This window comes from Subtercola boreus, from assembly GCF_003399635.1.
GTDB lineage: Bacteria > Actinomycetota > Actinomycetes > Actinomycetales > Microbacteriaceae > Subtercola > Subtercola boreus_B.
The window spans coordinates 1-17,144 of the sequence record NZ_NBXB01000011.1; the positions used below are offsets into that span (position 1 = coordinate 1).

23 protein-coding genes are annotated in these 17,144 nt (G+C 64.3%); 16 read left to right on the forward strand and 7 right to left on the reverse strand.

Going from position 1 to position 17,144, the window contains the following annotated elements; genetic code table 11:
- Window positions 1–190: 190 nt before the first annotated feature.
- Entirely contained in the window at window positions 191–373 is a 183-nt protein-coding gene (locus tag B7R22_RS02520) for a hypothetical protein (RefSeq protein WP_116410248.1), read from the reverse strand.
- A gap of 70 nt (window positions 374–443) precedes the next feature.
- Between B7R22_RS02520 and B7R22_RS02525 the strand changes: the two genes are divergently transcribed.
- Complete coding sequence (locus tag B7R22_RS02525; protein WP_116410249.1) at window positions 444–647, forward strand: hypothetical protein; 204 nt, start codon at window positions 444–446, stop codon at window positions 645–647.
- Between the two features lie 142 nt (window positions 648–789).
- Here B7R22_RS02525 and B7R22_RS02530 read toward each other — a convergent pair whose 3' ends face one another.
- The 4 genes from B7R22_RS02530 to B7R22_RS18735 form a co-directional block, all read right to left on the reverse strand.
- Complete coding sequence (locus tag B7R22_RS02530; protein ID WP_172582170.1) at window positions 790–1,164, reverse strand: PaaX family transcriptional regulator C-terminal domain-containing protein; 375 nt, start codon at window positions 1,162–1,164, stop codon at window positions 790–792.
- A 54-nt stretch (window positions 1,165–1,218) separates the two neighbouring features.
- Complete coding sequence (locus B7R22_RS20165) at window positions 1,219–1,338, reverse strand: hypothetical protein (protein ID WP_367379172.1); 120 nt, start codon at window positions 1,336–1,338, stop codon at window positions 1,219–1,221.
- Between the two features lie 196 nt (window positions 1,339–1,534).
- A complete protein-coding gene (locus B7R22_RS02535; RefSeq protein WP_116410251.1) occupies window positions 1,535–1,972 on the reverse strand; it encodes an HTH domain-containing protein in 438 nt (145 codons plus the stop codon).
- Between the two features lie 38 nt (window positions 1,973–2,010).
- Entirely contained in the window at window positions 2,011–2,499 is a 489-nt protein-coding gene (locus B7R22_RS18735; protein ID WP_147305277.1) for a hypothetical protein, read from the reverse strand.
- 474 nt (window positions 2,500–2,973) lie between these two features.
- Between B7R22_RS18735 and B7R22_RS02545 the strand changes: the two genes are divergently transcribed.
- The 5 genes from B7R22_RS02545 to B7R22_RS02565 all read left to right on the forward strand — a co-directional run bounded on the left by B7R22_RS02545 (window position 2,974) and on the right by B7R22_RS02565 (window position 5,352).
- Window positions 2,974–3,189, forward strand: a complete 216-nt coding sequence (locus B7R22_RS02545) for a DUF433 domain-containing protein (RefSeq protein ID WP_253258840.1) — start codon at window positions 2,974–2,976, stop codon at window positions 3,187–3,189.
- 3 nt (window positions 3,190–3,192) lie between these two features.
- The gene (locus B7R22_RS20170; protein ID WP_116410254.1) at window positions 3,193–3,531 is read left to right on the forward strand and encodes a DUF5615 family PIN-like protein; all 339 of its coding nucleotides are present in this window, start codon (window positions 3,193–3,195) and stop codon (window positions 3,529–3,531) included.
- Window positions 3,532–3,626: 95 nt separating this feature from the next.
- Entirely contained in the window at window positions 3,627–4,058 is a 432-nt protein-coding gene (gene rplK, locus B7R22_RS02555; protein ID WP_116281834.1) for a 50S ribosomal protein L11, read from the forward strand.
- A 10-nt stretch (window positions 4,059–4,068) separates the two neighbouring features.
- On the forward strand, window positions 4,069–4,761 hold the full coding sequence (gene rplA, locus B7R22_RS02560; protein ID WP_116281835.1) for a 50S ribosomal protein L1: 693 nt from the start codon (window positions 4,069–4,071) through the stop codon (window positions 4,759–4,761).
- 60 nt (window positions 4,762–4,821) lie between these two features.
- Entirely contained in the window at window positions 4,822–5,352 is a 531-nt protein-coding gene (locus B7R22_RS02565) for a GNAT family N-acetyltransferase (protein ID WP_116410255.1), read from the forward strand.
- Window positions 5,353–5,365: 13 nt separating this feature from the next.
- Here B7R22_RS02565 and B7R22_RS02570 read toward each other — a convergent pair whose 3' ends face one another.
- Entirely contained in the window at window positions 5,366–6,394 is a 1,029-nt protein-coding gene (locus tag B7R22_RS02570; protein WP_437184132.1) for an NADP-dependent oxidoreductase, read from the reverse strand.
- A gap of 183 nt (window positions 6,395–6,577) precedes the next feature.
- Complete coding sequence (locus tag B7R22_RS02575; protein WP_253258841.1) at window positions 6,578–7,213, reverse strand: YqaJ viral recombinase family protein; 636 nt, start codon at window positions 7,211–7,213, stop codon at window positions 6,578–6,580.
- Window positions 7,214–7,271: 58 nt separating this feature from the next.
- On the opposite strand from B7R22_RS02575, the gene B7R22_RS02580 reads away from it, so the two are divergent.
- The 10 genes from B7R22_RS02580 to B7R22_RS02625 all read left to right on the forward strand — a co-directional run bounded on the left by B7R22_RS02580 (window position 7,272) and on the right by B7R22_RS02625 (window position 17,068).
- Window positions 7,272–8,114, forward strand: a complete 843-nt coding sequence (locus B7R22_RS02580; protein ID WP_116410257.1) for an NAD-dependent epimerase/dehydratase family protein — start codon at window positions 7,272–7,274, stop codon at window positions 8,112–8,114.
- 83 nt (window positions 8,115–8,197) lie between these two features.
- Complete coding sequence (locus B7R22_RS02585) at window positions 8,198–8,962, forward strand: response regulator transcription factor (protein WP_172582171.1); 765 nt, start codon at window positions 8,198–8,200, stop codon at window positions 8,960–8,962.
- Window positions 8,959–10,470 carry a sensor histidine kinase gene (locus B7R22_RS02590; protein ID WP_116410259.1) on the forward strand — a complete coding sequence of 504 codons (1,512 nt, stop codon included), beginning with the start codon at window positions 8,959–8,961 and terminating at the stop codon, window positions 10,468–10,470. The genes B7R22_RS02585 and B7R22_RS02590 overlap by 4 nt, the downstream gene beginning before the upstream one ends.
- Before the next feature lie 28 nt (window positions 10,471–10,498).
- A complete protein-coding gene (locus tag B7R22_RS02595) occupies window positions 10,499–11,353 on the forward strand; it encodes a DUF1684 domain-containing protein (RefSeq protein WP_116410260.1) in 855 nt (284 codons plus the stop codon).
- 53 nt (window positions 11,354–11,406) lie between these two features.
- Window positions 11,407–12,123 (forward strand): YqjF family protein, encoded by a 717-nt coding sequence (locus B7R22_RS02600; protein WP_116410261.1) that lies wholly within the window; start codon window positions 11,407–11,409, stop codon window positions 12,121–12,123.
- 222 nt (window positions 12,124–12,345) lie between these two features.
- Complete coding sequence (gene rplJ / locus B7R22_RS02605; RefSeq protein WP_116281847.1) at window positions 12,346–12,864, forward strand: 50S ribosomal protein L10; 519 nt, start codon at window positions 12,346–12,348, stop codon at window positions 12,862–12,864.
- A gap of 3 nt (window positions 12,865–12,867) precedes the next feature.
- Complete coding sequence (gene rplL / locus B7R22_RS02610; protein ID WP_116281848.1) at window positions 12,868–13,251, forward strand: 50S ribosomal protein L7/L12; 384 nt, start codon at window positions 12,868–12,870, stop codon at window positions 13,249–13,251.
- A 245-nt stretch (window positions 13,252–13,496) separates the two neighbouring features.
- Window positions 13,497–14,855 (forward strand): ABC transporter substrate-binding protein, encoded by a 1,359-nt coding sequence (locus B7R22_RS02615; RefSeq protein ID WP_116410262.1) that lies wholly within the window; start codon window positions 13,497–13,499, stop codon window positions 14,853–14,855.
- 93 nt (window positions 14,856–14,948) lie between these two features.
- Window positions 14,949–16,091 carry a carbohydrate ABC transporter permease gene (locus tag B7R22_RS02620; protein WP_116410263.1) on the forward strand — a complete coding sequence of 381 codons (1,143 nt, stop codon included), beginning with the start codon at window positions 14,949–14,951 and terminating at the stop codon, window positions 16,089–16,091.
- Window positions 16,088–17,068: a carbohydrate ABC transporter permease gene (locus B7R22_RS02625; protein WP_116281851.1), complete on the forward strand. Its 981-nt coding sequence runs from the start codon at window positions 16,088–16,090 to the stop codon at window positions 17,066–17,068. Before B7R22_RS02620 ends, B7R22_RS02625 begins: the two co-directional genes overlap by 4 nt.
- Window positions 17,069–17,144 lie beyond the last annotated feature (76 nt).

Consider the following 17,144-nt stretch of genomic DNA (forward strand, 5'->3'; position numbering starts at 1 on the left):
GTTTACTGGGGGGGTAGTGAGGGTGACGAAGGTGAAGTGTGGTTGTTGACCCGATAAAAAAACCCCTCCGGCCGCCGAGGGCCGTTTTGGTTGTGGCTCGAACGATATGGCACCGGGTAAGCGGAGGAGACCCCGTGAGCGCTACCGGAAACCCAAGAATCCCCGGTCGGCCAAGGAAACGCGTACCTCTTTAGACCTCACGCTCGCTCAGCACCTCAATCAGCAGGGTGGCTTGAGTGACGTGGTCGACGATATCTGGGGGGAGCAGGCCGTCCCGGAGCTCAAAGAGATCTTCGCGTAGTAATTTCGCAAGAAATTCGATCGGGTGATCGGGTGGCGAGACGATCTTCTCGTCGCGCGGTTCAATGTTCATCGAGTTGCCTTCTTTCGGTAGGTGCTATACCCAGTATAGTGACAAAACCTCGGTTGGTATAGTGAAACTTGTGGCCGAAACTTTGGACGAGCTCGAGGAGGCCGTAGCGTCGTTGCGTGTCGTAACCGAGGAGCGCGAAAGGCTGATCCGCCGTCGCGATGAGCTGATTCGCGCAGCTTTGAAAGGCGGCGCGACCTGGGTTCAGATTCAAGGCGTAACGGGGCTTAGCCCACGCGGCCTGTCGCTAGCAATCAAGAGGCTGCCAGAAGAATAAAACTGACGCTGAAGCTTGGTTTGTGCCGGCGGGGGATCTCGGGGCGACCGTTGTCGGGCATCCCGTGCAGGATGCTGAGACAGCAGCAGGGTCGGCTCGCCCCCCTCTCGTTCCAGCTACCGGTTCGGGCCGGGTGGTGGGGTCAGCGCGCGAAGAGCTCGAGCGCGACGGGATCCGGCACAACGGCCTGGCCCGTCAGGCGCTCAATCTCGGCCTCGTCAGCGAACCACTGGTGCGCTTCACGAAAGACGTCGTGCGCGCGCTGCCCGATCCAGTCGGTCGCCAGGAGCTCGTGCGGCAGGTCGGGATTGCGGAACGGGAAGTGGCGGTACTCGTCCGTCAGCCGCACCCGGGCCTCGAGGGCGGCGCTTCCCGCGAGGTCGAGGCTGGCCGCGAACCGTTCGAGGAAGCTCGCATAGTCCTGTTGTAGGTCGTCGAGGTTCCAGCAGCGGGAGGCGATGCTGCGGTCTTCGTCGGCGCCGAGGCTCGAGTAGTGCAGCAGGCCCAGGCTCAGCACGGGCCGGTCGCCCAGGGGCCTGAGGGCCGCTTCGAGCCGGTCGTGCGGGCTTATTTAGGTGGAGGGGGTGAGTTGACCGTAGCCAAGCCAGGCGAGATCTTTGCGGGCTTCCTCCCGGTCCGCCCGGCGGGCCTCGGGAAGCTTCACCGGCACCATCGACCACTTCCATTCCACTCGGTGTTCGAGTGGCTATGAGCATTTGCACATTCATAAGGGTCGGAACGAAATCGACCTCCCAATGGAATGTGTCGATTACGGATGGAACCCTATTGTTCCTCTCGTACTCAGGGTGCGCGGATAATCGGTGCAGCATCCGGAGTCGGTTCGAAGCATCGCGCATGGCCCACTGACGCGTAGTCGCCTCATCAGCTCATCGAGCTCGTGCCAGCCCCACGGCATTTATGAGATAGGAACTTCTGAGAGCAAGCGCGTACCTCTTTTCGATAGGTACCGATGCGGGATCGTGCAGAACGCTTTCCAGATCCTTGATTTCGAGTCCTGTCAGTCTCGCGATATTCGGTACCGTGAGGCCGCACTCGAGAGTGAGTGACTCGAGGATCGCAGTGAGACGTTCGTCGTCGTCGATTTGGAAACCCTCGGTCAGCTGCGCAACCAGGATGGACAGCCTCATGCTCTCGTCATTTGAGAGCACCTCCATCTTCTCCGGATCAGCGACCACCATCCCCGATTGTGTTTGGTTGAGGAACGACCTCAGCTTTTCGGTGGTAATGCCCGTGATGCTCTGCACCGCGTCTTCTGTGATGCCGCCATCACCGATGAGAATTCTTAGCTCGTCTGCGGGATTCATGCTGGGTCTCCGATGTCTGAAGTTGCGATCCGGATTTCTCAGAAGTCGTTGTAGGTGAACACCGTGTTGTTCGGTGCGGTGTGCGCAACGGAAACGCCTGCAAAAAACGCCTCTCCCGCGATCGTGCCGGAATACGTATGGTTGCGCAGCCTACTTGTCGGGACATCTCCCGAGAAGATCAGTTCGGTGACCGAGCCACTACTCAACCCGCTGATGAGATCCATGATGCTGAAGGCACCAATGAAGTCGGTGACAGGAACGGACATCGCGATGTCGTAGTGGTAGACCCCACCCGCAGCCGTGACTGTGATCGTGCCGTAGTCACCCGGATAGACGACGCCGGCATCTGGATTGGTGGGCACCATTGGGTAGACGACAGACTGACCTTCAGCCAGCGTGGTGCTTTCTCCGCCTACGCTCAGTTCGTAAGAGGCGGCACTTTCGGATGTCGGCGCTGATGCCACGTTCGCCGAAGCCGGCGCCATTCCGATCGTGAGCATCGTTCCTGTCGCGAGGGCGACGGCCATCGTTCGGATCCCGAATTTTTTGGTACTGCCGTTGAGGACGGGCTTCAGGCGAGTTGCTGGGATTTCTCTGTACGCGCCGCCCAGGGGCACCGCTGCTCGCGCCGAGCACGCGAAACGACGATCGAGCCCACCGCGCCGGAATCGGCCGGGCATCCGGTTCATCGTGGAGCTGCGGCTGCGGGCGACGGTGTCGGGGATGTCTGAGGTGTTCGCCGTGAAGACGGCGGAGGCCGCGGCGAACCCGCCGCTCGCTGGGCTGACGGTGAGTCTGGCCGGAGCGACGGTCACTCGGGAATGAGTGGGCTCTCGGGGTGACGGCGGCCGGGCATCCGGTGCAGGATGCTGCGACAGTATCCGGGGCGGGAGGTAGCGTGTCGGCTGCGCCCGTACGGTCCGAATCTCGCGAGACTAAGCGAGCTGAACAATTGTCATTGATTGTCCAGCATGCCGCGGTAGTCGTGGGGGATGCCACTGTTGGAACGCATCGTCGTCGACCCGGAGATTGTGCATGGCCGACCAGCCGTGCGTGGTACTCGGGTTCGTGTGACTGACGTTCTTTCGCTCTTGGCTACGGGGGCGACCGAGGCCGAGATTATTGAGGACTACCCCTACCTCGCGGCTGACGACATTCGGGCGTGCCTGGAGTACGCCGCTTCGCAGGCCGAACAGGCAATCTTGCTTGCTTCGTAAGCTTTGCCGTTCCTCGTTGACGCCCAGCTGCCACCGGCGTTGGCGCGCATGTTGTCTGCGCGGGGGCATATTGCCGGGCAGGTATCTGACATCGGCCCAGCTGACTCACCCGACCGAGGCCCATGGCTCTACGCGTTGGAACATCAGGCCGCACTCATCACGAAAGACGAAGACTTTTCGAGCATGCTCGTATTTGGCGAAGAAGCGCCGATAGTTGTCTGGATCCGCGTAGGCAACACGAGCCGTCGCGCGCTGAGCGAATGGTTCGAGCCGCTCGTTGACCGATTCTTTGCCCGCGTGCGCGGTCGGATGCGAACGCACCCCAAATGGGCTAAAGTATAAAGGTTGCCTACAGGCAACAGCGCAACCACCGCGTCAGGGAGGAGCCCTGCTGCGGGAGCGCCGCATCCGTGCGGCACGAATGAGAAGAGAAGATAATGGCACCGAAAAAGAAGGTCACAGGTCTGATCAAGCTTCAGATCAAGGCCGGCGCCGCAAACCCCGCACCGCCCATCGGGCCGGCGCTGGGACAGCACGGCGTGAACATCATGGAGTTCTGCAAGGCGTACAACGCGGCGACGGAAGACCAGCGCGGCAACGTCATCCCGGTCGAGATCACCGTGTACGAAGACCGTTCGTTCACGTTCATCCTGAAGACCCCGCCGGCAGCAGAGCTCATCAAGAAGGCCGCTGGCGTGGCCAAGGGCTCCGGCACCCCGCACACCGTCAAGGTCGCGAAGCTCACCAAGGAGCAGGTCCGCGAGATCGCCCAGGCGAAGTTCGTCGACCTCAACGCGAACGACATCGACCAGGCTGCAAAGATCATCGCCGGCACCGCCCGTTCCATGGGCATCACGGTAGAGGCATAAGGGGGCTCTCATGGCACAGAAATCAAAGGCCTACCGCGCATCTGCCGCGAAAGTCGAAGAAGGCAAGCTCTACACCGCCGCCGAAGCCGTTGTTCTTGCAAAAGAGACCGGCTCGGCCAAGTTCGACAGCACCGTTGAGGTCGCCCTCAAGCTCGGTGTCGACCCCCGCAAGGCAGACCAGATGGTGCGCGGCACCGTCATCCTGCCGCACGGCACGGGCAAGACCGCCCGCGTCATCGTCTTCGCAACAGGCCCCGCGGCCGACGCAGCAATTGCTGCCGGCGCCGACGAGGTCGGTGGCGACGAGCTGATCGAGAAGGTCGCCGCCGGCTACACCTCGTTCGACTCCGCCGTCTCGACCCCGGAGCTCATGGGCAAGGTCGGCCGTCTCGGAAAGGTGCTCGGCCCGCGTGGCCTCATGCCCAACCCGAAGACCGGCACCGTCACCCCGGACGTGGCGAAGGCTGTCACCGAGATCAAGGGTGGAAAGATCGAGTTCCGCGTCGACAAGCACTCCAACGTGCACTTTGTCGCCGGCAAGGTCAGCTTCACGCCCGACCAGCTGCGCGAGAACGTCGGCGCTGCTCTCGACGAGATCGTGCGCCAGAAGCCGTCCTCCTCGAAGGGCCGCTACATCACCAAGGGCACCGTCTCGACCACCTTCGGTCCGGGCATCCCGGTCGACGTGAATGCGCTTGCGTAGGCATTAGGTCACACGAGAGGGTTCGCTTCGGCGGGCCCTTTCGTCGTTTAAGGTGGAGGGATGCCCGTCACCTACCGCCAGGCCGGCCCGCAAGACGCTGCCCGCCTCTCCCTCGTCGCCGCCGCCACCTTCGTTCTCGCCTGCCCGCCGCACACGACAGCCGGCGGCATCCAACAGCACCTCGCAGCCACACTGACGGAGGAACGGTTCGCCGAATACCTGGCCGACGAGGGCCGGATGCTCTTCCTCGCCGAATCGGAGGGGCTCCCGGTCGGCTACACCATGGTCATCCTCGGGCTCCCGACCGACTCCGATGTGCGGGCGGTCCTGATGCTCAGCCCGACCGCGGAGCTCAGCAAGTGCTACGTCGTGGCCGGCCACCACGGGCAGGGCATCGCAGCCGAACTGATGCGACTCTCCGTCGAGGCGGCACGGGCCAGGGGAGCATCCGGAATGTGGCTCGGAGTCAACAACGAGAACGTGCGGGCCAACCGGTTCTATGAGAAGAGCGGCTTCGCGGTCGTCGGCACGAAGTCGTTCTTCGTTGGAGGCGAGCAGGAGGACGACTTCGTGCGGGAGCGCACCCTCTGACCCACTCCGAGCGCTACAGGTGCTCGGCCACGTTGATCACGAGCTTGCCCCGGGTGTGGCCCTTCTCCATGCGGCGATGTGCTTCCGCGGCATCCGACAGCTCGAAGACCTCGTCGATGTGCACGTGCACATCTCCCGAGTTGATCAGGCGCGTGATGATGGTGAGAGTGGCCGCGTCGGGGGAGACCTCGTAGGTCGTCGCGCGGAGGCCCAGCGCATGGGCGTCCTCGATCACACTCGGCCAGCTGCCGGTGGGCGCGTTGATGATCAGGCCGCCGGGGCGGAGGGTCTGGAGTGAGCGGGTTCCCGTGTCGTCGTGCACGTTGCCGATCAGGTCGATGACCACATCGACGCCGGAGACCGCATCCTCGAAGCGGGTGGTCGTGTAGTCGATGACCTCCGCGGCGCCGAGTTCGCGCAACCAGCTGGCGTTCCGAGCCGACGAGGTGGCGATCACGTAGGCGCCGAAGTAGGCGGCGAACTGCACCGCGAAATGGCCGACCCCGCCGGCGCCGGCATGGATCAGGATGCGCTGTCCCTCGTGCGCCTTGGCGACATCCACCACCATTCCCCAGGCCGTCAGCGCGGCGACAGGAACCCCCGCGGCCTCGATCAGCGAGAGCCCGCCGGGCTTCTTGCAGAGCTGCATCGCGGGAACGGCCGCGTACTCGGCGTAGGAACCCTGGCCGCGCGGCGCGCTCAGCATGCCGTAGACCTCGTCGCCGACCTTGAGCGGGTGCCCCTCATAGGGCGACTCGACCACGATTCCACTGAAGTCCTGGCCGAGGATGTACGGGTACGAGGCGATCGCGGCCGAGACGCCCCGGCCCGACCGGGTCTTCACATCGAGCGGGTTCACGCCGGCGCCGGCGACCCTGACGAGCACTTCGGCGTTGATCCGGATCGGCAAGTCGACCTCACTCAGGTGAAGCACCTCCGGGCAGCCCGTCTCGTCGATGACCGCGGCACGCATGCTCGTGGGCAGCCCCCCCGGCCGCTGGATGTCGGCGCGTGGATTGGACAAGTCGCTCACTCCGGTCATGTGCTGCGTCATCGGTAGCTCTCCTTCAGCGGTGAGGATCTACTTCGCTGGTCATGGCGAAGTATCGAACGTGCCTGTCGTCCCCCAGTTCTGGGGCCCCCGTCCCAGTGTGGCTCCCGATTGATACAGAGATGTTACGAGGGTGTCACCTTGGTGCTAACAAACCTCGGGCGTGCGCCGGCCTCAGCGGCGTTGCATCAGGTCGAGCAGTTGGTCTGCGAGCCGTACCAGCTGCTCGATCTCGTTGTCGTCGCGATCGACCCAGCGGCACTCGGGGTCGGCGGCGACGGGCACGAAGGCGGAGTGCTGCTCCCAGACCACGAGGGTGCGCTCGGCGCCGAGCACGTACTGCTGCCACCAGACCTGCCGGAGGTAGTGCCGGGGGATCGACCGCCACGCCTTGTTGGTGGTCTTGATCTCGGCGAGCTCGGTGTCGCCCGACGACGGGTTCACCGCGATGCCGTCGGGGGTCGCGAGGTGCAGGGGTCGCCCGTGGGCGTGGAAGAGGGTCGTCGACGGCTCGATGCCGTAGTGCCGGCGCACCCAACCGGCGAGAACCGGCTCACGCACGCGGCCGTGGTCGGTGTAGACGTTGCCGCCGAAGTTGTTGCCGTTGATCTTGTCGTAGGCCGTGTTCTCGACCGACTTGCGGGTCGTGAGACGCGCGGCATCCGTCGCCGTGACGCCGCGACTGCGGGCCCGGATCCACGCCACCCTGTCGTTCGAGTCGGCCACGATCCGCGACAGATGTGCGGGTGGGGCGGCAGCGACCGGCTCGTCTTCCTCCCACGGGAAGGTCAGTGTCAAGGCGGTCGTCACTCCACCATTGTCCTCCCGTTCTGCTGAGAGGATGGAACCAACACAGCGAGGGAGCTCCATGCGTATTGCAGTCACCGGCGGTTCGGGAAAACTGGGCCGCACCGTCGTCGAACAGTTGGCGGCAGCAGGGCATGAGGTGTTCAATCTGGATGTCGCGGGGGGCCGCGACACGAGCATCCGTGTCGACTTCACCGACTACGGCCAGACGATCGATGCGCTGCTCGGCGTGAACGACCGGCATGCGGGTCTGGATGCTCTGGTTCACCTTGCCGCAATCCCGGCCCCGGGCATCCTGAGCGACGTTGCGACCTTCGACAACAACATGCTGTCGACCTTCCACGTGCTGCACGCGGCACGACGGGCCGGCATCAAGAACATCGTCACGGCGTCGAGCGAGACGGTGCTCGGCCTGCCGTTCGACACCCCACCGCCGTACATTCCTGTCGATGAGGAGTACCCGGCGCGCCCGGAGAGCGTCTACTCGCTCACGAAGCACCTCGAGGAGCAGCTCGCGATCGAGCTGACCCGGTGGGACGAGGAGCTGAAGATCGTCGCGCTGCGGTTCTCGAACGTGATGTACCCGGCCGACTACGCCGAGTTCGCGTCGTTCGATCAGGATGCGCGCCTTCGCAAATGGAACCTCTGGGGCTACATCGACTCGCGTGACGGCGCCCAGGCCGTCGAGAGGGCCCTCGAGTGGGAGGGCAAGGGATTCGAGCGTTTCATCATCGCCGCGGCCGACACGGTGATGACCCGCAGCAACGCCGAGCTGGTGGCTGAGGTCTTCCCCGACGCTCCCGTGCGCGGCGAGCTGGGGGAGAACACCACGCTGCTCTCCATTTCGAAGGCGAGGCGGGTGCTCGGTTACGACCCGCAGCACAGCTGGCGGGATGCTCGCTGAGCCAGCTGTGGCCGACTCACAGGGTTGACGTAGGCATCTCATAGCTTCGTCATAGAAACCTGAGAATACTTGGGGGTGTGACCATGGAAAACTCAAGGCTCCCGTCCAGTTCGTCCGCGTCGACAGCCCTCCGCCCGAGGCTGTCCCGCGCCGACGGCTCGCCGGTGCGCGCGCTGGTCGTCGATGACGAGCCGACGCTCACCGACCTGCTCTCGATGGCGCTCCGCTACGAGGGCTGGGATGTGAAGACCGCGAGCGACGGTCGCACCGCCGTCACGATGGCGCGCGAGTTCAAGCCCGACGTCATCGTTCTCGATGTGATGCTGCCCGACATCGACGGCCTCGCGGTGCTGAATCGCGTGCGGGCCGACGGCGCCGAGGTGCCCGTGCTGTTCCTCACCGCAAAGGACTCCCTCGACGACCGTATCGCCGGCCTCACCGCGGGCGGCGACGACTACGTCACGAAGCCGTTCAGCCTCGAGGAACTGGTTGCGAGGCTCCGCGGCCTGCTTCGCCGGTCGACCGTGCTGGTCACCGATGCCGTCGACCCCGAGGTCGTCGTCGGCGACCTCGTGCTGAACGAGGACAGCCACGAGGTGCGCCGGGGCGACGACGAGATCGAGCTCACCGCCACCGAGTTCGAGCTGTTGCGCTTCCTCATGCGGAACCCCCGCCGCGTGCTGAGCAAGGCCCAGATCCTCGACCGGGTGTGGAGCTACGACTTCGGTGGCCGCTCGAGCGTCGTCGAGATCTACATCTCCTACCTCCGCAAGAAGATCGACGCGGGCAAGTCGCCCATGATCCACACCGTGCGCGGCGCCGGCTACATGCTGAAGACCGCTCCGTGACCCTCCGACGCCGCCTGATCCTGAGCGTCGCGGCCCTCATCGCTGTGCTGGGCCTCGCGATCGGGCTTGTCTCGACGCTGACACTGAATGGCGTGCTGGTCAGCCGGTTGGATGCCCAACTGCCCGGTGGCGGAGGCTCGAGTGGCGCATCCGCACCCCCCAGCGGTGGCTACACGCTGCAACTGCGTAACAATGACCCCTCGACCTTCCTCGAACGCCAGCCTGTGGGCACCGTCGGGCTCATCAGCTCGGCCGGTATCGTCGTGACGTCGGGAGCCGTGGTCTCCTCAGGGTCGGATACGACGGGCGGTTTCGACAACACCTCGATCGCCACGCTGTCGGCGGTTCAGATCGCCCAACTCGTTGCGGTCCCCATCTCGGCGAACCCGGTGACCGTCGATCTCGGCGGCAGCCTCGGCCAGTACCGCGTCGTCTCCCTGGTGACCACGAACGGGGCGACCGTCGTGCTCGGCGTCTCACTCGCCTCTGTGCAGGCCACGATCGCCCAGCAGGCCCTCATCACCGTGATCATCACCGTGGTCGGGTTGCTGCTCGCCGTCGCGATCGGTGGGTTGATCATCCGGTTCGCCCTCCGTCCGCTGCAGCGGGTCGCCGAGACTGCTGCTCACGTTGCTGAATTGCCGCTGGACCGCGGTGAGGTCGCGCTCGCCGTGCGGGTGCCCGAGCGGGACACGAACCCGAAGACCGAGGTGGGGCGCGTCGGTTCCGCCCTGAACCGGATGCTCGAGCACGTCGCCTCGGCGCTGACCTCCCGACAGCAGAGCGAGGACAAGGTACGGCAGTTCGTCGCCGATGCCAGCCATGAGCTCCGCACGCCGCTGGCCTCGATCCGCGGCTACGCCGAACTGACCCGGCGTGGCAGCCACGAGCTGCCGGATGATGTGACGCACTCGCTCGGCCGCATCGAGTCGGAGGCGAAGCGCATGACCAGCCTCGTCGAAGACCTGCTGCTGCTGGCACGGCTCGACTCGCGGCCCGACATCGCGCGGGAGACTTTCGACCTGACGCTGGCCCTCGTCGACGCGGTGAGCGACGCGCACGTGACCGGGCGGGACCACGACTGGATCCTCGACCTCCCGGAGGAGCCCGTCGAGATCGTCGGCGACGCGCCTCGGATCTACCAGATCACCGCGAATTTGCTGGCGAACGCGAGGGTGCACACGCCTCCCGGCACTCATGTGACAGCCGGGTTGGAGTCGATCACGGTCGACGGTCGTGCCTTCGCGGTCATCAGTGTGACCGACGATGGCCCGGGAATCGACCCGGCACTGATGCCGACCCTGTTCGCACGCTTCGTGCGGGGCGTCGTCTCGCGCTCGCGGCATGCGGGCAGCACCGGCCTCGGCCTCGCCATCGTCTACGCGGTGGCGGAGGCTCACGGCGGATCGGTGATGGTCGAGAGCGAGCCGGGACGCACCGCGTTCCGCATCCTGCTGCCGGTCGCCGGTGTGCCGCAGCTGACTCCACAAGCGGCCATCCCGGCATAAATCGCCGTCGGCGCGGGTTGCATCCCGCATGACCGATCTGATTCAGGATGCCCGTACCCAGCTCGCCTCCTACCGAGAGGCGCGTCGACGTTTCGTCACAGGCGCGCAGGGCAACCTCGCACTGGTGAACACGGAGTGGATCGTGGGCGACCCGGCGGAGGGCCAGCGTGCGTTCGGCGTGCCGGGACTCTGGTTCCCGCTCCCGGCGGGGGAGTCGGGGCTTCGGCTCGAGGCCGCCGCGAGCGACGGTATCCGGGTCGACGGAGTGCTCGTCGACGGGAGCGTCGTCGTGGCGGGCCAGGATGCGGAACGGGCATCCGAGGTGCGCTTCAGCGACACCGTGACGGGCTACGTGATCGCCAGCGAAGAGGCCAGCTATGCCCTCCGCGTCTGGGATGCGGATTCGGAGGGCAATCGCGAGTTCGGCGGCATCGATGCCTTCGACTTCAATTCCGACTGGGTCGTCGACGCGACGTTCACGCCCATCGAGGGTGGCCGGGCGATCGGGGTGGAGCACCTGAAGGACAACGGCGTCACACGCGAGCGAGTGGTGCCCGCCGAGATCACCTTCACAAAAGACGGTGTCGACTACTCGCTCACAGCATTCGAGGACAACGGCAGACTGCTGCTGGTGTACAGCGATGCGACCAGTGGCGACAGCACCTACGGGGTGGGCCGGTTCATGAAGCTGGAACCGGATGCCCGCGCCGACGGCGAGGGGCCGGGAACGGTGACGCTCGACTTCAATCGCGCGTACCTGCCGCCGTGTGCGTTCTCGTACCACTTCAACTGCCCCATGCCGCCGTTGGAGAACCGCCTGACGGTGTCGGTCGAGGCCGGGGAGAAGAACGTCCTGAACGCGTCGGGCGACCTACTGCACTGACTGTGGGTGCGCCAGAGCACTCGCCACCCAGTCGGAGGTGCGACGATGGGGGAGTGAGCTTTTCTCCGCACGAGATCCCCAAGCCGATCCTCAGCCAGCACTGGCGCAACGTCACTTTTCTGCACTGGCGCATCTCCACAGCCGACGCCGCGTCTCTGATGCCACCGGGCGTCGTGCCTGACGAGTACGACGGCAGCTCGTGGGTCGGGCTCGTTCCCTTCACCCTCCGCAACACACGGTTCGGTGCGTCGCCGGCCGTTCCCTACGTCGGCACCTTCCACGAGACGAACGTGCGGCTGTACGCGAAAGACCACCACGGGCGCCAGGGTGTGGTCTTCCTCTCGCTCGAGGCCGAGCGCCTGGCAGCAGTGTTGGGCGCGCGCGTGGCGTTCGGCATTCCCTACGTCTGGTCGCACATGCGCGTGCGCACGACGGCGGGCACGCTGGTCTACACCTCGAGGCGGCACACCACGCCCCGGGGGGAGGTCGATTCGGCGGTGTCGGTGCGACCCGGCGCGAAGATCGAGCATCCGGATGCCCTCGCCGACTTCCTCACCGCCCGCTGGGCCCTCTTCTCGAAGCACCTCGGCCAGACGCTTTACATGCCGAACCGGCACCAGCCGTGGGCACTCCAGGAGGCCGAGCTGCTGGACTTCTCCGACACTCTCCTCACCCGGGCCGGCCTCCCCGGTGTGGCCAACCGGCCGCCGGACTCCGTGCTGTTCTCCCCCGGAGTGGACTCTGTGTTCGGCAAGCCGACCCGCCTGTGATATTCTTTCCGAAGCCAAAGACCGCTGGTCATCGGTGTGCCCCCACTCGTGGGAGTGCACGGATCGAAGTTTCGCTCACGCGAGGCCCGCGCAGGTGTTCGAAGTTCAGCCCGTGATTCGTCTCGGGCCTCCAGCTCCGCACTCCTGTGCCGGAGCTTTTTTTGTGGGTTTTTCCGGGGCTGCCAGCAAATTTTTGCAGTATTAGTATCCACAAGGAGCGCCATGGCGAACAAAGAAGCCACGGTTGCCGAACTCTCCGATCTTTTCGAGAGTTCGACGGCCGTACTGCTTACTGAGTACCGCGGTCTCACTGTTGCGCAGCTGACAAGCCTGCGCCGTTCCATCAGTGAGCACGCCACCTACGCCGTGGTAAAGAACACGCTGACCAAGATTGCGGCCAACAAGGCCGGTATCAGCTCGTTTGACGACGAGCTGGTTGGTCCTTCCGCACTCGCTTTCGTTCACGGTGACCCCGTGAGCGTTGCAAAGGCTCTGCGCGACTTTGCCAAGGCAAACCCTCTTCTGACGGTGAAGGGCGGTTACTTCGACGGTAACCCGCTGACCGCCGAAGAGGTCAACAAGCTCGCCGACCTCGAAAGCCGGGAGGTGCTGCTGGCTAAGTTCGCCGGTGCCGCCAAGGCCTCGCTGTTCGGTGCCGCCTACCTGTTCACCGCGCCGATGTCGAAGGCCGTTCGCACGGTCGAGGCACTGCGCGAAAAAGTATCTACACAAGGAGAGTAAACAATGGCAAAGCTGTCAAACGACGAGCTCATCGACGCCTTCAAGGAGCTCACGCTCATTGAGCTCAGCGAGTTCGTGAAGAAGTTCGAAGAGGTCTTCGAGGTCACCGCTGCGGCCCCCGTCGCCGCTGCCGGTGCCGCTGGCCCCGCCGCCCCCGCCGAAGAGGTCGAGGAGAAGACGTCGTTCGACGTCATCCTCGAGGCTGCTGGCGAGAAGAAGATCCAGGTCATCAAGGAGGTGCGTTCGATCACCAGCCTCGGCCTCGGTGAGGCGAAGGCACTCGTTGACGGAGCACCCAAGCCGGTTCTCGAAGGCGTCAACAAGGAAGCTGCCGACAAGGCAGTTGAGCAGCTTAAGGCTGCCGGAGCGACCGTTACCCTCAAGTAACTTTCGTTCAGGCTTTACACAAAGGGCATCCCGGCTTCGGCAGGGGTGCCCTTTGTTCATGCGGATGGTCGCGCTCTCATTTGTGTGGGATAGTTCAGGTAACGATTGTGTATCTGCGGTGAAGAATCCTCTCCACCAGCTTGCCCCGAACGTATCAGCCGCCTAGTGTTTGTCACTGGAAGCGCTTGCTACCGCTCGAGACGAGCACGGCCTGCGCAGTCACAGCACTCAAAGAGGAGAAGAAAATGAGGCTTGCCCTGAACCGTCGGGTCACCATCCCGCTCGCCGTCCTGGCCGTCACCGGACTGGCGCTCACAGGTTGCTCGTCGAGCGACCCCAACGACCCCAACGCCGGTGGCGCTTCGACGGCTGCTGCCGTCGGCACCGCAGACGGCGTTGTGAACATCACCGGCACCATCGTCGGCGACGAGGCCGTCAAACTGAACCAGTCCTGGGCCGACTGGTCCAAGGCCAACAACATCACCATCAACTACACCGGTGACAAGGACTTCGAGAAGAACATCGGCATCAAGGTGCAGGGCAACGACCTGCCCGACCTCGCCATCTTCCCGCAGCCGGGTCTGCTCGACGACACCATCAAGTCGGGCAAGGTGCAGAAGGCCACAGACTCGCTCACCGCGATCATCAAGAAGAACTGGTCCGAGGACTGGGCGAACTATGGTGCCGTCGACGGCACCCAGTACGCCGCGCCCCTGATGGCCAGCGTCAAGGGCTACATCTGGTACTCGCCGGCCAAGTTCAAGGAGTGGGGTGTCGAGGTTCCGAAGACCTACGACGACCTCGTCGCGCTCGCCAAGACCATCCAGCAGAAGACGGGCACTCCGTCGTTCTGCGCCGGCTTCAACTCGGGTGACGCTTCGGGCTGGCCGGGAACGGACTGGATCGAAGACCTCGTTCTTCGCCAGTCGGGCACCGACACCTACGACAGCTGGGTGAAGGGTGACACGAAGTTCACCGACCCGAAGATCAAGAGCGCGTTCGACGAGGTCGGCAAGATCCTGCTCGACCCGACCCTGGTCAACGCCGGCTACGGCGACGTCAAGTCGATCAACTCCACCGCCTTCGGCGACGTTGCGACCCCGGTTGCCAACGGCACCTGCCCGATGACCCACCAGGCCTCGTTCTTCGACGGCTTCGTCACCGGCGTGAAGAACGCTGCGGGCAACACTGCGACGGTCGCTCCCGACGGCGACGTCTGGGCCTTCCTCACCCCGCCCGTCGACGCCTCAAAGGGCGAAGCGGTCACCGGTGGTGGCGAGATGGTCGGTGCGTTCTCGAACGATGCCGACACCCAGAAGGTGCAGGAGTACCTCGCGTCGAGCGACTGGGCGAACAGCCGCGTCAAGCTCGGTGGTGTCATCAGCGCCAACAAGGGTCTCGACCCGGCCAACGCCTCGAGCGACATCCTGAAGGCCTCGATCAAGATCCTGCAGGACCCGGCGACGACATTCCGTTTCGACGCTTCCGACCTCATGCCGAAGGCAGTGGGCTCGGACAGCTTCTGGAAGGGCATGGTCGACTGGATCGACGGCAAGAGCACCGATGACGTGCTGACAGAGATCCAGGCCGGCTACACCTCGTAGGGCACTCCGGTTCGCAAGAAGGTCACGTCGACACAGCTGTCGACGTGACCTTCTTGCACCCTCTCCATCCGTCCCATTCCTGAAAGGGTTCGCATGTCCGGTTTCTTCCGGTGGCTCGCTGGGCTGCCGCCTCTCGCCCAGATCCCCATCATCATCCTCGCCTTCGTCGCGGTCATCGCGATTGTTCTCTTCCTGGTCGAGATAGCGCCGCGACGTGGCCTTCGCTATACGATCATCCGTCTCGCCGTCTGCGTGGTCGTGCCGTTCGGCGCGCTGGTGTTCTTCGGCATCTACAACTCGGCGATCTGGATCGCGGCTGTAGCCGCCGTGCTCGGCGGCATCTTCTTCCTCATCGACTACCGTTCGCGCCAGGGTGCGGGCTACCTCTTCCAGCTCATCGCCTTCATGGCCCCGGCGTTCATCCTGCTGATCATCGGGCTCGTCTATCCGACGATCAAGACCGCGGGCGCCGCCTTCATGAGCAACGACGGTTCGAGGTTCGTCGGGATCGACAACTTCTCCTGGCTCTTCTCGAGTGCAGACGGGCTCACGGCCTTCCTCAACACGATCGTCTGGGTGCTGATCGCACCGATCGCCTCGACGGTCTTCGGCCTCGCCTACGCGTACTTCATCGACAAGAGCCGCGGCGAGAAGTTCTTCAAGGTTCTCGTCTTCATGCCGATGGCGATCTCGTTCGTCGGTGCGTCGATCATCTTCCGTTTCTTCTACGACGTGCGCCAGGGCGACTCGCAGATCGGCCTGCTCAACCAGATCGTCATCTGGTTCGGGGGCCAGCCTGTCGACTGGCTGGGTGCACAGCCCTGGAACACCCTGTTCCTCGTCGTGGTGCTCATCTGGACGCAGACCGGTTTCGCCATGGTCGTGCTCTCCGCCGCCATCAAGGGCGTGCCGCAGGAGCAGAACGAGGCGGCGTCGATCGACGGCACAAACGCTTGGCAGGCCTTCATCAATGTGACGGTTCCGGGCATCCGCTCGTCACTGATCGTCGTGCTGACCACCATCTCCATCGCCTCTCTCAAGGTCTACGACATCGTGAGTGCCATGACCGGCGGTCGCAATGACACCACCGTGCTCGGTTTCGAGATGGTGCGCCAGTTCCAGCTCGGCAGCCGTGACGGCTACAGTTCGGCGCTCGCCGTCGTGCTGTTCCTGCTCGTGCTGCCGATCATCGTCTTCAACGCACGCCAGATCAAGAACCAGAGGGAGATCCGATGAGCGCCGTAGCTCCGATTGATATTCCGTTCGACAAGTCGACGAGCCGCCAGCTCGCCCGCGGAGAGGCCGTCATCGAGACGACCAGCCGCAAGGCGAAGAAGCGGATGACGTCGAGGGGCGCGACCACGGCCGCTCTCATCATCGCCATCGTCTGGACGATCCCGACCCTCGGCCTGTTCATCTCCTCGTTCCGGCCGGGAGCCGACATCAAGACCACGGGCTGGTGGACGATCTTCACCAACCCGGCGTTCACGCTGGACAACTACGCAGCAGCCCTGAATGCCGGCAACGCCCTCTCCCTCGGGCAGGCCTTCCTGAACTCCCTGGTGATCACCCTGCCGGCCACGATCATCCCGATCGTCGTGGCGAGCCTGGCGGCCTACGCCTTCGCGTGGATCGACTTCAAGTTCAAGAATGCGATCTTCATCGGGGTGTTCGCACTGCAGATCGTGCCGATCCAGATGGCGCTCGTGCCCTTGCTGACGCTGTTCTCCGACGGTGTGAAGATCGGCGGGTTCTACGTGCTGCCGGGTCTTAACCTGAACGGTGTGCCCGACAGCTTCGCGAAGGTGTGGATCGCGCACGCGATCTTCGCACTGCCCCTCGCGATCTTCCTGCTGCACAACTTCATCTCGGAGATCCCGTCCGAGGTCATCGAGGCGGCACGGGTCGACGGCGCCGGCCACGGCCAGGTGTTCTTCCGCATGATCATCCCGCTGGCGATGCCGGCGATCGCCTCGTTCGCGATCTTCCAGTTCCTCTGGGTCTGGAACGACCTGTTGGTGGCGACCATCTTCACGTCGGGCGGCAACCTTCCGATCACCAAGGCGCTGCAGGATCTGTCGGGGTCGTTCGGCCAGTCGTGGGAGCTCCTCACAGCGGGAGCGTTCATCTCGATCCTGGTTCCGCTCATCGTGTTCTTCGCCCTGCAGCGCTTCTTCGTGCGCGGTCTGCTGGCCGGAGCGACGAAGGGCTGATCCCTCCTCTCCTCCACAACCAACACGTGGGCCCCTTCTCTGCACAGCTTGTGCGGGCGGGGGCCTTCGCGTTTTC